The 14,818-nt window shown below is 69.5% G+C and carries 11 protein-coding genes; 2 read left to right on the top strand and 9 right to left on the bottom strand.

The features are described 5' to 3' along the window. Window positions 1-69: 69 nt before the first annotated feature. The 5 genes from BHS09_RS02955 to BHS09_RS02935 form a co-directional block, all read right to left on the bottom strand. Complete coding sequence (locus BHS09_RS02955) at window positions 70-2,334, bottom strand: PAS domain-containing sensor histidine kinase (protein ID WP_140797100.1); 2,265 nt, start codon at window positions 2,332-2,334, stop codon at window positions 70-72. A gap of 206 nt (window positions 2,335-2,540) precedes the next feature. Then, window positions 2,541-2,933 carry a thermonuclease family protein gene (locus tag BHS09_RS02950; protein ID WP_237080163.1) on the bottom strand — a complete coding sequence of 131 codons (393 nt, stop codon included), beginning with the start codon at window positions 2,931-2,933 and terminating at the stop codon, window positions 2,541-2,543. An 80-nt stretch (window positions 2,934-3,013) separates the two neighbouring features. Then, the gene (locus tag BHS09_RS02945) at window positions 3,014-4,825 is read right to left on the bottom strand and encodes a lamin tail domain-containing protein (protein ID WP_140800597.1); all 1,812 of its coding nucleotides are present in this window, start codon (window positions 4,823-4,825) and stop codon (window positions 3,014-3,016) included. Window positions 4,826-4,851: 26 nt separating this feature from the next. Further along, on the bottom strand, window positions 4,852-6,945 hold the full coding sequence (locus BHS09_RS02940) for a hypothetical protein (RefSeq protein ID WP_237080162.1): 2,094 nt from the start codon (window positions 6,943-6,945) through the stop codon (window positions 4,852-4,854). Window positions 6,946-7,057: 112 nt separating this feature from the next. Next, window positions 7,058-7,249: a hypothetical protein gene (locus tag BHS09_RS02935; protein ID WP_140787021.1), complete on the bottom strand. Its 192-nt coding sequence runs from the start codon at window positions 7,247-7,249 to the stop codon at window positions 7,058-7,060. A 132-nt stretch (window positions 7,250-7,381) separates the two neighbouring features. Between BHS09_RS02935 and BHS09_RS02930 the strand changes: the two genes are divergently transcribed. After that, complete coding sequence (locus BHS09_RS02930; RefSeq protein WP_140787019.1) at window positions 7,382-8,155, top strand: alpha/beta hydrolase; 774 nt, start codon at window positions 7,382-7,384, stop codon at window positions 8,153-8,155. Between the two features lie 10 nt (window positions 8,156-8,165). After that, a complete protein-coding gene (locus BHS09_RS02925; RefSeq protein ID WP_140787017.1) occupies window positions 8,166-8,738 on the top strand; it encodes a DUF2378 family protein in 573 nt (190 codons plus the stop codon). A 5-nt stretch (window positions 8,739-8,743) separates the two neighbouring features. Here the strand turns inward: BHS09_RS02925 and BHS09_RS02920 are convergent, their stop codons facing one another. The 4 genes from BHS09_RS02920 to htpX form a co-directional block, all read right to left on the bottom strand. After that, on the bottom strand, window positions 8,744-9,907 hold the full coding sequence (locus tag BHS09_RS02920) for an ATP-grasp domain-containing protein (protein WP_174259178.1): 1,164 nt from the start codon (window positions 9,905-9,907) through the stop codon (window positions 8,744-8,746). 150 nt (window positions 9,908-10,057) lie between these two features. Beyond that, window positions 10,058-11,668, bottom strand: a complete 1,611-nt coding sequence (locus BHS09_RS02915) for a LysM peptidoglycan-binding domain-containing protein (protein WP_237077991.1) — start codon at window positions 11,666-11,668, stop codon at window positions 10,058-10,060. Between the two features lie 185 nt (window positions 11,669-11,853). Next, window positions 11,854-13,233, bottom strand: coding sequence for a porin (locus tag BHS09_RS02910; RefSeq protein ID WP_140797098.1), 1,380 nt, complete (start codon window positions 13,231-13,233; stop codon window positions 11,854-11,856). A 160-nt stretch (window positions 13,234-13,393) separates the two neighbouring features. Further along, window positions 13,394-14,311, bottom strand: coding sequence for a protease HtpX (gene htpX, locus BHS09_RS02905; RefSeq protein WP_140787010.1), 918 nt, complete (start codon window positions 14,309-14,311; stop codon window positions 13,394-13,396). Between the last annotated feature and the right edge of the window lie 507 nt (window positions 14,312-14,818).

Raw genomic sequence — 14,818 nt, 5'->3', positions numbered from 1 at the left:
CCAGGGAAGACGTGTCACCACGGACCCAGTGCTAGCCGGGCTGGGCCCCCTGGAGCAAGCGTCACGGTGTCACGGAGCGTCAACGTCCGGGCGAGCAGGCGGCATGGGCTGGCGGGGAAGGCGGGCCTGGAACGTGGTTCCCTCCTGCTCCGTGGAGTGGACGCGGACCGCGCCGCCGTGGGCATCCACGATGTGCTTCACGATGAAGAGGCCCAGCCCCAGTCCGCCCCGGGCGCCCTTGCGCTCCGGGCGCTTCATCGGCTCGAACAGGCGGGTCCGAAGCTCCGGCTCAATGGGCCCGCCCGCGTTATGGACGGTCAGCAGCACGTCATCGCGCAGTCCATGCGTGCGGATGCGCACCGGGCAGTGCTCCGGGCTGTAGCTGAGCGCGTTGTTGACCAGGTTGGTGATGACCTGCGCCAGCCGGTCCGCGTCCCACAGCCCGTAGCCGTCTCCCCGGCACTCCAGCTCCAGCGTCCGCTCCGGGCGGGTGAGCCGGACCTCCTCCACCACTTGCCGAGTCAGCTCGTGCAGGTCCAACCACTGGGGCTCCATGGGAATGCCACCGCCCAGCCGGGCCTGCGTGAAGTCGAGCAAATCCCTCAGCATGCGCGTGGCGCGCTCGGCGCTGGAGAGGATGCGACCCAGGCCCTTGCGGAGCCGTTCATCCTGGCCTTCCCGCCGCAGCAGCGCGGTGGCGGACATGCTGATGGCGGCGAGGGGGTTGCGCAGGTCGTGGCTGACGATGCCGATGAGGAGCTGCTCGAACTCCGCGCGCCGCTTCGCCTCCAGCTCCGTGGCCCGCCGCTCGGTGATGTCCTGCATGGCGCCCACCATGCGCACCGCGTGGCCCTCGGCGTCCCGGACCACCTGCCCCCGGTCGGCGACCACGGCCCAGGTGCCATCCCCGCGCAGGAAGCGGTACTCGTCCGCCCAATGGCTCGCGCCCTGGTCGATGACGGCCTGCATGTCCCGGGCAATCCGCTCGCGGTCCTCCGGATGGATGTGCTCCGTCCACCACGCGATGTCCCGCGGCGGGGCGCGCGAGGCCAGCCGGAACTGGGCGGCGGCCAACTCACTCCACTCGACGGTCCCCGCGTCCAGGTCCCAGTCGTAGATGACGTCGCTGGTCGCCAGCGTGGCCAGCCGGTAGCGCATCTCCGACTGGCGCAGCACCTCCTCGGCGCGCCGCCGCTCGCTGATGTCCAGCGACACGCCCGCCACGCTCATCACGCTGCCGTCGGGCCCGATGACGGGGGAGACGCCCGTCATGAAATAGGAGCCCGCCATCTCCACCTCCAGGGTGAAGGACTGCCCCTCCTGGGCGCGCATCGTGGCGGCCACGAGGTCCGGCCGGTCGCGGTACACGTCGAACGCGGAGCGCCCCACGTAGGCGCCTCGCTCCAGCCCCAGCGCGCTCAGCCGCTCGCCCTCGAAGAGGGTGATGATGCCCTGCGCGTCCGTGGCCCAGAGGATGACGGGCAACTGGGTGACGATGCGGCGCAAGTGCTCGCGGGCCTCGTCCCGCTCGCGCTCCAGCCGCTTCGCCTCGGTGAAGTCGGTGGAAAAGCCGCACACGCCAACGACACGCCCCTGCGCGTCCGGCAGGGGGAACTTGAGGGTCTGGAAGACGTGCAGCCCGTCGATGAGCGGCACGTGCTCATCGATGGTGAGCTGCTGGCCGGAGTCCAGCACCTGCCGGTCATTGCCGGAGAAGGTGCTGGCGACCTCCGCGGAGAACAGGTCGAAGTCGGTGCGCCCCATCACATCGCGCCGGAGCTTACCGGAGGCCCTCTCGAAACCGTGGTTCACGTAGAGGTACCGGCCCGCCGTGTCCTTGGCGTAGATGAGCGTCGGTGCGTGGTCGAGCAGCCCGTGCAGCCAGGCCCCCGTCGCCCGCGCGGTGCGCTCGTCCTCCAGGGAGGACTGGCCCACCGCCTCCGCCAGCCCCGCGTCGAGCACCTGGGCCAGCGCGCGCAGCCCCGCGAGCTCGGGGACCCAGCCCACGGCATCCAGGCTCTCGAGGATGGCGTCGCGCAGCGCGCCATACTCGAGCACCAGCGAGCTGATACTGAAGCCCGCCAGGTAGCGCTCACGTCCATACTCACAGCCCAGGGCGCGAGCCTCCGCCAGCCGCGCCGCCATGGAGGGGATTCGGAGCAGCGCCCCGAGCCGCCCCACGAGCTTGTGAAGGCCCCCCGCATCCGCGCTCGCCAGGGGCGCGAGCGCTCCGAGCGCGGCGCCCACCCCCGCCATCAGGCGCCGGATGATGTCCTCCCGAAGGACCTCCAAGACGTCCGGCAGCGAGAGCGTCGGCGTGACGCTTGGACTCATGCGCGCGCCTTCGTGGTCGATGATTGCCCTGGCATGTCCTCACCAGCCCCCCAACCAGGAACGCCCGCCCTCTCCATGCGGGCCGCGCGTGGCTGTTACCACTGGGATACATCCCGCCCCCCGGCGGGACTGCCCGTCTCCAAGTCGGGCTCGGATGATGCCTCGCGGGAGAGGCAGCCACGGCGGTGCCTCGTCCGACAGGTGGCTCACCGCTGACAGGGGACGGGCGCGCAGGCCCCCCAGACACCGCGCCTCGCCAACCGGGCCTGCGCCTCCAGTGCCTCGAACTCCGCGCGTCTCGAACGGCCCGCGGGAGGAACGTGGAGCACGCAGGCATGGCCTCTCTCCACCAACAGCGTGTTCACCTCGCGACCGTCCACGGACACGTAGGCGAGGCGCCGGCCGAAGCGGTCCTCGCACGCCTCGCCATAGGTCAGCGCTACCCGCCTGCCCTCGACGAGCCCCCGGTTGAAGGCATGCGCCTCCGGACCGAAGCAGTCACCGCCCGCGCCCGTGCGCTCCGGTGCATCCGCGAGCAGGTAGCGAACACGCTCGCCGCTCTCCAGGACGACCGTGTCCCCATCCAGGACCTCCGCCACCCGTCCTGAAGCGGGGCCGCAAGAGACTTCCGCGTCACCTCCGCCACAGGCCGCCAGCAAACAGGCCAACGCACATTTCATCAAGGCGCGCATGAGCGGTTCACCCCTCCCGGCGTGCCCCGGTCTCCCCGGCCATAACGGGCCGACTCGGGCGTGGGACAGAAGCTCCCGGGCCAGTCATTGCGTTGAGGGTCACTGCGCCCGGGGTCGAGCTGTGAGGACACACCCGGGATGGCCGCGCCGGTCCACGACACGGCGTCGAGCACGCGCCCTTCCACCGAGAGCTCGAGCTTCCGGCTGCCCGTTGTATTCGCCAGGTTGAAGTTGAAGGTGCCGAGCACCGCGGGCAGCCCGCCATTGCGGGACGCGTCCTCACTGCGCGCCAGGACCGCGCGGCCTCCTGCCTTCACTGCCAGACACAGCGCCGAGTCGAACGTCGAGCGGCTCCCGCTCTCGTTGGACAGCGACACACCATTGAGGTCCACGTCGCGCAGCGCGAGCACCTCCACCCACTCCCCCATGGCGTCCGCTACCGCCTGTGGGTCCGCCATGAATTCGGTGAGGACGAGCGAGCCCCCATCGGGAACCCTGCGCGCGCGCGTCCTTCCGGTGGTCCGGTCAATACATCCGTCCTCGAGCGTCCCGGCATCCACGCCGCCATCGGAGGTTCCACCGTCGCCAGCGCCGCCCAGCGTGCCTCCGTCTCCCTCACAGACACGATTCCCACGACCGGGCGTCCCCAGGTCACCGCGCGAGCCATAGGCGGCCGTGGCTGCGCACCATGCGGAGGGCGCGTCATTCTGGACAGCATCCGCGAGCGGTGCGGACACCTGCGTGGCCACGCCATCCATCGCCAGACCGTAATCGACCGCGTCGACCACCACGCCCCCGGCCTTCACCTGCAACCGACCGCCCGCATTGCGCAGGTCCATGTTGAACGTCGCCACGGGCGGAGGAAGCCCTCCGTTGAGGGTGGCATCCGTGCGACGGGCCAGCACCGCGTACTCCCCCGTCGCGAGTGACAGGCAACCGTCCGCCTTCACCGTCGCCTCACCCGCCTCGGCGACCAGCGTCACGCCGTTGAGGTCCACGGGGGCCGTGGCTCGCAGCTCCACCCACTCACCCAACGTGTCGTCGCCACGCGGATTGGCCATGAGCTCAGTGATGACCAGGTCTCCAGGCGCCGGAAGCAGGACAGGTCTCCCGGCATCGGCGCCCGCGGGCCTGCACGTCGCCACCACACCCGCGTCCGCGGGGACACCCGCGTCACCCACGGGGCCACAGGGGGCGTTCGCGGCGCCAGGACTCCCCTGGAGCGTCCCGCCGACACCGGCGTCGGGCGAGTCACACCAGCGAGCCTGGTCGTCATTCCCCGCCATGTCCGGCACCAGGCGTCCGTCGTAGATGCGCGATACCCCGCTCTTCGCGGGCGCGGAGAGCTGGACCTCGTCCAGGACCCGCTCACCGCACCGGATGCCCAGCCGTCCGCCTGAGTTCCCCAACGCCCCCAGCCCGTCGCCATAGGCGTGGTCCACGTGCGCGGGCACCGGCCCGTCGCGCACGTCGCCCAGCACCAGGTAGTCCCCCGCCGCCACCGTCATCTCATCGAGGACGGCATAGGCCTTCTCCTGCGAGCCATCCGAGCGGGACGCGTAGAGCGTCAGCCCATACAGGTCCACGGGGATGCGCGTGGGGTTGTGCAGCTCCACGTACTCCTGGCCCGTGTCCGACCCCACCGGGTCGTTGAGGTACTCGGTGATGACGACATCACCGGGCAACAGCCCCGCGCACGCCGCGTCCACGTCTTCGTCCAGGGGTGTGCCACCACACGCCCACGCGCCCGCCAACCCCAGCAACCAGCCCCACCCCAAGTACCTGCCCCAGCCCTTCATGCCCTGCCCCCTCACGTTCAGCTCCGTCAAAAGCGCGTCTCCAACTCCAGGTGGAAGAGGTGGCGCGGCGGGTCGGGAGGCACACGCGCCACGCGCGCGTCCTTCAAGTCGAGCACCCACGCGTACCGGCCCCGGGCGGACACGGCGCTCGACACCCTCCACGCGACATCCAGCGCGGTCCGCAGCTCCTGTTGAAGCCGGCTGCGCTCGGAAAGGTCCTGGTCCTTCCACACCAGTCGCCCATGCAACTTCAGCGACGCGAGCGGCTGGGCACGGACATCCAGCACCGCCTGCGCGTCGTCGCGAAGTCCCTTCGTCTCGGGTGCCTGCACGCGCGCATGTCCGTACTGGAGCGAAACCGTCAGCCCCTTCGCGACGTCGGAGCGCACCCGGGCGGTGACGCCGTACCGCGCGCTGGCGCACAGGTCCGCCACCTCTTGCGCGGAGAGCGAGTCATCCGCGCACGCCCCCATCCCACCCACGCCGTTGTCACGCAACTCCACCTGGAGCGAGGGCTGAAGCCAGGGCCGCACCCGAAGGTCCCCGCGCATCGAGGCACGCGCATGCAGCGTGCCCGCGCTCCCAGACACCGCCCCATCCGCGGGCAGCGTCCAGGCGTCCACCTGCCCTCGCAGCCGCCATGCGCCTTCCTCACGGTGGAGATAGCGCAGCCGGGCGCCCAGCTCGTTGCGGACGCGCAGTCCTTCCAGCGCATCCGGGCCTGACGTCGCGCCGCTGTAGGGATTGGCGAAACCGCGCCCGTAGTAGCGCAGCGACAGCTCCAGCTCGCGCGACTCCCCTGACAGCACGGTGCGCTGCACCGCACCGAAGTCCCCGCCGCCACCCGGCGCGGCATCGAAGCTGCGTGTGCCTTCAAAGAAGACGTCCAGCGCGCCACGCCCCCACGCGGCGTCGAGCCCGAATGCGCCAAAGGCACCTCCCGCTGGGTAGCGGGCGTTGGGCTGGAAGTCGAGCTTCGCCCCCTCCTGGCCCCACACGGGCCGAGCCATCCAACCGGTGAGCCCCACATGGCTCCGCGACGACAGCGCCAGCGTCGCGTTGCCACCGCCCGCCAGCTCTCGGAACATCCCCGGCAGCGTCCGTGCCGTGAGCTTCTCCCATCGCCCCTCCGCCACGGACACCCAGACGTCAGGGGCCTTGCACACGCCTCGGGCGGACGACGGACACAACGAGCGGTCCAGCACCGCATGCCGAGCCAGCGCACGGGACTGATACGAGCCGAAGCCGGTGAGCGACAGCGCGGCCCCCGTCCCCAGCGGACCTCGCACCGTGCCCGCGACGCCCCGAAAGCCCTCGTCCCAGCGGAAGTCCGGAGTGACGTCCGACAGGCGTTCCTCGGGCTCGCAACCCGCACCGCCCGCCAGACACGCGCGCTCCAATCCCGCCGGAGGACGCACGTTATCGTCAGGAAGGAACCCGTCGGGTGACGGCAGCGCCGTGGTGTCCAGCGTGAGCCGCTGTCCGAAGCCCAGCCGGTACGTCCCCGCCAGCAGCGACGCGCGCGCTCCCGTCCACTGCACGTACAGCTTGGGCAGCATGACGGACGTCCCGGGCGCCTCCACCACGAAGGCACGCCGCCGCGCGTCCCTGCGCGGAGGCTCCAGCGTCCGCCGGGCCAGCGTCGTCAGCAGTCCCACCCGAAGCCCCGCGAGCCCTCCAGCGCGGACCTGCAACGCCAACGGTGGCGGCAGCCCATCCGACGCCGCGAAGGCCATCATCAACCGCGCGTCACCCGACAGCCGTCCTGGCGTCCGTACCTCCAGGAACGGCGCGAGCCGCCGCGACGCCGCCTCCGTCAACGCGCCACCCGCGGCGCCGCCTTCTCCCCGCGACCGCAGCAGCACATCCACGTCCGAGTACGTCAGCCCCGGCAAGCCGTAGAGCGAGGCACGCGACGCCAGCCCCAGGTCCACGCCCGTCCGTCGCAAGGCCAGCAGCGTGGAGAGTGTCTCGGCGGAGATGGCGCCCTCTTCCACGAGCGCGAGCAGGTCCTGCGCGCCCACGGACTCGGGCTCCACTTCATACGGCGCGGCATGCACGGGCAGCGCGCCCGCCAGCCACCAACCCAAACACCATCCCACCCAGAGCACCCGACGCACGCACCGCGCCTTGTGCACATCCAGGACCACGATTCCCTACAGCAGCCCCCTTCTCACGGGCCGTCCGGCACGCGGACGCGCCGTCCAAAGGCGGGACACGCGTGTCAGGAGCTCAGGCCCGGCCCATGCGCGGGTCGACTTCCAGCAGGTCCCACGCCAGGAAGTACGCGGCCTCCGCGCGGCTCTCCGCGGCGACGTAACGAAGGCGTGACTCCTCGCTGCCATCCAAGGCCTCCCGCGCCTCGCGCAAGTCGGACTCGGTGGTGAGCAGCAGGACCGCCAGATGCGGGTGTTCCAGCTCCATGATGGAACTCCAGATTAAGCAGCTTTCCACGCAGATTGGGAGCACCGCGCGGTCCGCCCGTCGCCTGTGCATCCCCGGGGCCAGCGCTTCCCGACCGGTCACCCCCTCCAGGTATGCTGGCACCCGGTTCCCATGGGCCACGTCCACATCGTCCGAGACTTCCCCTCCCCCCAGGAGGGCTTCGCGCGCACCGTGCGCGTCTACACCCCCCACGCATACGATGCGATGCCGGGCCATCGGTTCCCCGTGCTGTACATGCACGACGGGCAGAACGTGTTCGCCCACCCCGAATCCGCCCTCTTCGAGACCTGGTGCGCCAACCTCGCGTTGGAGCACGGCGTGGGCGAAGGAAGCCTGGAGCCGTGGCTCATCGTCGCGGTGGACTCGGGCGTGGGGCGCGTGCACGACTATTCGCCGTGGAATGAACCGCGCAGCCCGATGCACGCGCGCGGCGAGGCCTACGGCCGCTTCCTGGTGGAGCACCTCAAGCCGCTGGTGGACCGCACCTACCGCACCCGGACGGAGCCGCAGTGGACGGGCGCCATGGGCTCGTCGCTGGGCGGCCTGATTTCGCTCTACCTCGGGTGCCGCTATCCGGAGGTGTTCGGCCGCATCGGCGCCCTGTCTCCCACCGTGACGTGGGGCGCCAACCAGCTCTTCGGCGCATGGTCGGCGCACAGCCGCCGCTGGACGCGCATCTACCTGGACGCGGGCGCCCACGAGTACACGGACGCCAGCGGCGTGCCCGTCTACTACGGCGAATCCACGCGCGCCTTCTACGAGCACCTCAAGCACCTGGGCTACGCGGACCACGAACTGGCGCTGGTGTTGGATCCACACGGCGGGCACCACGAGCGGGACTGGCAGCGGCGCCTGCCCTCCGCCATGCGCTGGCTGCTGGGGTGAGGCGCTTCGAATGAAGCACCGCAGGGCGGTTCCCCTGGAGCAGCGGCTCGTCTACGTCCAGGTGGTGGAGGGCCTGCTCGAGCACGGGCTGCGCGGCAGCGTGTCGCCCCGCCTCAAGCACCGGTTGCGGCAGGCGGGCATCGACCTGGACCGGCCCCTGCTGCCGGGCTATCCGGTGCTCCTGTGGGGAAAGTGCCTCGACGTCATCGTCGAGGAGGCCTTTCCGGGCCTGCCCCGGGAGGAGGCCTTCCGCCAGCTCGCCGAGCGCCACGTGCAGGGCTACGGGCGCACCGTCTTGGGCCGCGCGGTGTACGGCGTCATGCGGCTGCTGGGCCCCCGCCGCCTGGTGCAGCGCCTGCCGCAGACGCTGCGCGCCACCGACAACTACACGGAGGTGGAGCTCACCGAGCAGGGCCCCACCACCTACGCCATGCGGATGAACTCGCGGGTGGACGCGCCCGGCTACGCGGAGGCGCTCTTCGAGTCCCTGCTGCGCCTGGGCGGCGCCGAGTCCCCCCGCGTGGCGCGCATCCACGAGGACGCGGACAGCACCACCTACCAGCTCACCTGGGCGGCGCGCTGAGCGCGCTACGCCTTGTCCTGGATGAAGCGCACCGTATCCCGCAGGGCGTCCATGTCCGCGTGGCGGGTGAGGTACATCTCCTCGCCCAGGAGGCTGTGGTAGATGCTCGGCAGCTCGCGGTGGAGGATGAGTGACGTGCCCAGCTTCTTCTCCACGTCCGCGTGCGGGTGCCGGTAGCGGCGGGACTTGCGGCGCGCGCTGTGACAGACGTGGTAGCGCGGCGTGAAGCGAAAGTCCGCCACCGGGTCGCCCGTCACCACCCGCGCCCAGAGCCGGTACACGTCGATGTCACACGTGTAGTTCATCATGTCCACCATGAAGCCGCCGGGCGGCCGCAGGTTGGCCTCCAGCACCATGAAGCGGCCATCTGGCAGACGGAAGAACTCCAGGTGGAACCAGCGCTCGCGCAGGCCGAAGGCGGCCACCACCTGCCGGCCCAGCACGTCCAGCGCGGGGGGAATCTCCTTGTGGCTCCAGAAGGAGATGTCGCGCTGCTCCACCACCGTCTCCATGCCTCCGTCGCTGTATTCGTGACTGAGGTTGAAGACGATGACGCCGTGCCGGTCCACGATGCCGTCGTAGGTGACGATGGTGCCGCGCACGAAGGGCTGTGCCACGTAGGTGGTGGGCAGCGGATAGGACAGGGCCGCGTCCACCTCCGCGTCGCTGGCCACCTTGAAGGTGTTGGCGGCGCCCACGCCCACGTCCGGCTTGAGCACCAGCGGGTAGCCCACGCGCGCGGCGAACGCCTTCACCTGCGCGGCGTCGCGGACGCGAATGAGGTCCGGGTGCGGCACGCCCGCTTCCTGGAACACCTCCGCCATGCCGGACTTGGAGCGCAGCCGGTGGATGTCCGCGGGCTGCAGGCCCGGCACGTTGAAGTCCCCACGCAAGCGCGCCTCCACCTCCAGCCAGGACTCGTTGAGCGAGTCGATGCGGTGGATGCGGCCGTGCCGCCACGTGAGGTATCCCGCCGCGCGGGTGAGCGCATCCTCGTCCATGAGGCTGGGGACGAAGTAGTACTCGCGCAGGGACTCCTTCAGCTCGGGGCGGAGCGACTCGTAGGACGCGTCACCGATGCCCAGAACCGTGACGCCCCGCTCCCGCAGCGCGGAGATGAAGTGGAAGTAATGCGGAGGGAAGTGGGGGGAGATGAAGACGAAGTTCATGGCTCCTCGGGGCACAGGCGACCATATCGCGCCGCGCGCCCGCGCCCAGTTCCTGACTGAACGCCCGGAGGCGGGAAGTCACTCCTTCCCGCCTCGGGTGCGCCTGGAATCAGGGCTTCCCAGCGCCCTGCACGTCTCCCAGCGGAACGGCTAGGCGTTCGGCCGGACCATCGACACTTCAAAGTGCCGCTGGACGACGTTGCCCGTGGTGGGGCCCTCCCGGTAGAGGTTGCCCGTGTCCTGGTCCACGTAGAAGCGGTTGTTCGGGTTGGTGTCCGCGCCGCGCTGCTCGTGGTTCGTCGCCGGGTCGTGGAACGTGTAGTACGTGCGGCCCTGCTCGTCCGTGCCGCGGCCCGTAATCACCACGAAGTGGTCGGTGATGCCGTCCACGTTGTCCGAGTTCCGGCCAGAGCGGTGGTCCACGCCCACGACGACGGGCTTGCCCGCGTCGAGCTGGCCATCGATGTACTCACGGCCCCGGCGCGCCGCCGCGGCATTCACCGTGACGCCGCCGTTCGGGTCATCCCCCGTGGCCACCTGGATGCGGTTGTCCGGCCCCGTCACGGTGGCCCCGGCGCCCGCGGCCATCACCACCGCGGCGCGGAAGCAGGCCTTGTCACCGGCACGCTCCACCTTCGACGCGTTGTACTGGCTGACCCACGGCGTGGCCGTCTGCACCGCCGGGCGGTCCGCCGCGGGCGCGATCTCCGCCGTGTCGCTCAAGTCAGTGGGCGTCGCGCCCTCGGTGGTGTTGGAGGCCTGGAGGTTCTCCGGGCGCGGGCGCGGGATGGGGACCTCGGCGGGCAGCTCCGTGGTGCCCGCCGTGAGGTTCTCCGGGCGCGGGCGCGGGATGGGCGCGTTTTCGACCGCGCCGCCGCCGTCGCGGTAGCCGCGCGCGTCCAGGGCCCGGACCAACGCCGTCTCACGCCGCGTCTGGTCGGCGCGCAGGCGCTGCTCGTTGTGGTCGAAGCCGGAGGCGCTGATCTGCCCGTTGTCCGTGCGGAACGCATTCACGCGCGCGTCGACGAGCGCCTCGGACGTCACGCCACGGGGGTCCTGCGCCAGCTTGGGCAGCTCGCGGTTGAGGAAGTTCTGCGCCGCGCGGGGCGACTGCGTGTGCAGGTCGTAGAAGGTGGAGGCCAGCAGCGCGTTGTTCGGGTCCAGGCCCGCGCGCTCGGCGGCGCGCTGGTACTGCGGCGTGACGCGGCCCAGCTCGCGGTTCCAGATTTCGTCCGCGTGCGACGGGGAGTTCGCGCCGCCACCCTGGTAGGAGAACGAGCCGCGGTTGTGCTTGGCATTGCCCGGGTCGGTGTGGCCCCCGTAGCTCGCCGTGAAGCCACCGTTCGGCGTGCGGTTGCCTTCCGAGGTGCCAACGACAATGGCGGACTCGGAGTTGGACCCGCCCTGGCGGAAGGCCGTCAGGTCGATGTTGCGATAGCCATTCTGGGTGCCAGACACGCCAGCGGTGCCCGCCGGCGTGACGCCCTGCGCCACGGTGCCCTGCGCGGTGCCAGGCTCAAAGCTGTCACGGTTCTGTGACGTACCCGCCAGCCGGTTGGCTGGGCGCGGCATCGGACGAGGCGCATTGGCCTCGAAGCCATCGTTGGCGCCCGGAATGACCAGGGTCTTCCCGGCGATGATGCGGTCCGGGTTCTGGAGGTTGTTCGCTCGCGCCAGCGCATCGACGGTCGTGTTGTTGCGCCGGGCGATGGCGCTGAGCGTATCTCCCTGGCGGATTCGATAGGAGTTGCTACCAGTCATCAGCGGCTCCATGGGGGGCGAAGTAAGTCAGACGCCTCCATGGTTTTCCGGATCAATATCCGAAAGTTGCGCAAGCCGCGAAACAACAGCCTCAGCGTTCAAATCCAGTGCACATGAACAAGCCCTGACGCACCGCACCAGTCACAGGATTGTGACAGACACCCGGCGGCAGCATCCAGAATTGCTCAATAATTGACCTGAAGCTGGACGCGCGTCACGTGTCCCTGCTGCTGGATATACGGATAGCGGGACGAGGTGCGGTCCGAGATGAGGTAGGTGCCCGTCAGCTCCAAGACCTTGTTCAGCTGCCACTCGGCGCCCATCTCCATCTCCCGCACGTCGTAGAGCGGCGCGTTCGTCTCGAACTTCTTGCCGCCGTCGTAGAGGGTGCCTCGGATGTAGGGGATGAGGGACACGCCTAGCACGCCGTCCAGCTTGTACATGAGCTGCGCATAGCCGCCCCGGAGCTGGCGGCTGTCGATGAGCAGGCCATCGACGGGCCCCTCGCCCAGCGAGGGACCGCGGCCCAGGTTGAACTCGGCCTGGAAGCCCAGCGGCTGCGGGTAGATGACCAGGCTGACGATGGCGCGCGCGTCCACCATGTTGGAGCCCCGGGCGAGCGCGTAGGGCGCGCCGTCACGCGGCGAGGCAGTGAGGTCGAAGCGGCCGTAGTAGCCGCCCACGCCCGCTTCCACGTACTGCGAGCCGAACAGGAAGGGCCACGTGACGCGAACGACACCATGCGGCGTGTCATTGCGCTCGGCGCGGTTGGCCGTCTGGCCGTTGAAGACGCCGAAGCCGACCACGCCGTAGTCGCCGGAGCCCTTCAGGTTGTTGTCGACGAGGAACTTGAAGCGCTTCCGGATTTCGTCGGGCGCCCAGTAGAAGAAGACGCCCAGGTCGCGTTCGTCCTTGAGCCCGCTGTTGATGCCGTCATTGCGATCCAGGGGAACGCGGTTCTGGCTGGACTGGAGGTTCTCGAAGCCGAACGGCACCTTCGACTGGCCCACGCGCAGCCGGAACTCCTTCTTCGCGTCCAGGAAGATGTCCGCGTACCAGTCCCGCATGATGGTGACGTTGTACTGGTCCCCGATGACCGACGCGAAGTCCGGCTGGAGGTAGATGGACACGCGGTCGGAGACGTCACCGAACAGCACGAGGCGCGCGCGCCGGATGCCAAAGCCGGTGTTCTTGCCGAGGAAGCGGTCGCCCTGGTCGTTGACCAGCTCGTCATTCACCCGGAAGCTGGGCAGCCGGTTGTAGCGGAACTGCGTGTAGCCCCGGATGCGGATGCGGTCGTACCAGGCCTGCTCCTTCTTCTCCGCCTCGGGCTTCGTCTCCGGCTCGGGCATCGCCGCCTCGGGAACCGGCGTCGGCGTGGGCGTCGGCTCGGAAGCAGGAGGTGTCTCGGTGGAGGACGAGGGCGCGGCCTCGTCCTGCTGCGCGTGGGCAAGAGGCGCCAGAAGCAGCGCGGAGCCGGACAACAGGACCTGGAGAGCAGCGCGGAACGAAGCGGTGGGGGTCATGACGGCGCGGAACTGCCAGCAGAGCGCGAAAGCGCGCACGGGCTCGAGTTTGCGCTCCCGTTACAGGACGGAATGAACTGCCGCAACGCAAGGGCCCTTGTTGTTGCCTCACCGTCACAGGCCCCTTCGCCGTGTCACGGAACAGCCCGGCACATGTCACACATTCGTGACATGTGCCGGCGTTACGACCGCGCTCGCGTCAGCTCTTCCAGCTGCCGTCCATCAGGCGCTGGATGCGCAGCTCCAGCGGCGGGTGGCTGGAGAAGAGCGCCATCATCCCGCCGCCCCGGATGCCGAACGCCTGCATGTTGGACGGCAGCATGGCCGGCTCCCCCTGCTGCATGCGCAGCCGGTTCAGCGCCCGCGCCATGGCGCCCGGGTCCACCAGCTGCGCGCCGCCGTCATCCGCGCGGAACTCACGCCGGCGGCTGTACCAGGCCACGATCATGCTGGCGCCAATGCCAAACACGATTTGGAGCACGATGCTGGTGATGAAGTAGGCCGGCCCCGAGCCGCCGCTCTCCTCGCCATCCTCGGAGCGGCTGAGGAAGCGGTCCACGAAGAAGCCCACCACGCGGCTGAGGAAGATGACGAAGGTGTTGAGCACGCCCTGCAGCAGCGTGAGCGTCACCATGTCACCGTTGGCCACGTGGGCCACCTCGTGGCCGAGCACGGCCTCCACCTCGTCCCGCTTCATGCCATGGAGCAGGCCGGTGGACACCGCGACCAGGGCGCTGTTGCGCTTGGCGCCCGTGGCGAAGGCGTTCATGTCCGGGCTGTCGTAGATGGCCACATCGGGCATGCCGATGCCCGCGTCGCGGGCCAGCCGGTGCACCGTCTCCAGCAGCCAGCGCTCGTCCTCCGAGCGCGGCGACGTGATGACCTTCGCCCCCGTGCTCCACTTGGCCATGGGCTTGGAGATGAGCAGCGAGAAGATGGCGCCGCCGAAGCCCATCACCGCCGCCATGATGAGCAGGCCCGGCAGGTTCAGCCCCACGCCGCGGCGGGCGAGCAGGTTCTCCACCCCGATGAGCTGCCCGACGATCGCCAGCATCGCGACCACCGCGAGGTTGGTCAGGACGAACAGTGTGATGCGCTTGGCGAAGCTTCCCTTCATGACTCTCTCTCCCTAGAAAAAACCTTGGGGACAACATTCAGCAGCGCGGGACGAATGCAAGCTTCGTCGGCCACTTCTTGTCCCGACCGGACTAGAACAGCCTTCCGACGGGGCACTTCCCAAGGTTGTTCCTTCAGGAACCTGAGATTTTCTCTATGAAACGGCCTTTACGGGCGTTTCCCCGGGGCTTGATCGGCCGCCAGGTTGGGTGCCTGGGCCCTGCCCGTGCGGCTCCACACCAGGGGTGAGTTCTGGGCGCCACACGTGCGACTCCACCGCACATCCCCTTCCCGCGTCAGCAATGACAAATCAGACGAAGAAGGTGGAATATTTCCACAACAATGAATGCCACGAATCCCGTCTGCCCACTGTCACCTTGGCGCAAATTTTCCGTCACGCCACGAAACGCAGCTCAATCATGAGCGCGCGCTTGGATTGACACGCGTTTTTGACGGAATCCCAGGCAACTTTATTTGAGCGGTTGGGAAAATGGGTCCAACTCCATTC

Origin of the sequence: Myxococcus xanthus (assembly GCF_006402735.1) — a bacterium.
Classification (GTDB): domain Bacteria; phylum Myxococcota; class Myxococcia; order Myxococcales; family Myxococcaceae; genus Myxococcus; species Myxococcus xanthus_A.
The sequence above is the reverse complement of the archived record's forward strand: the minus strand, read 5'-3'. Positions and strand labels throughout refer to the sequence as shown.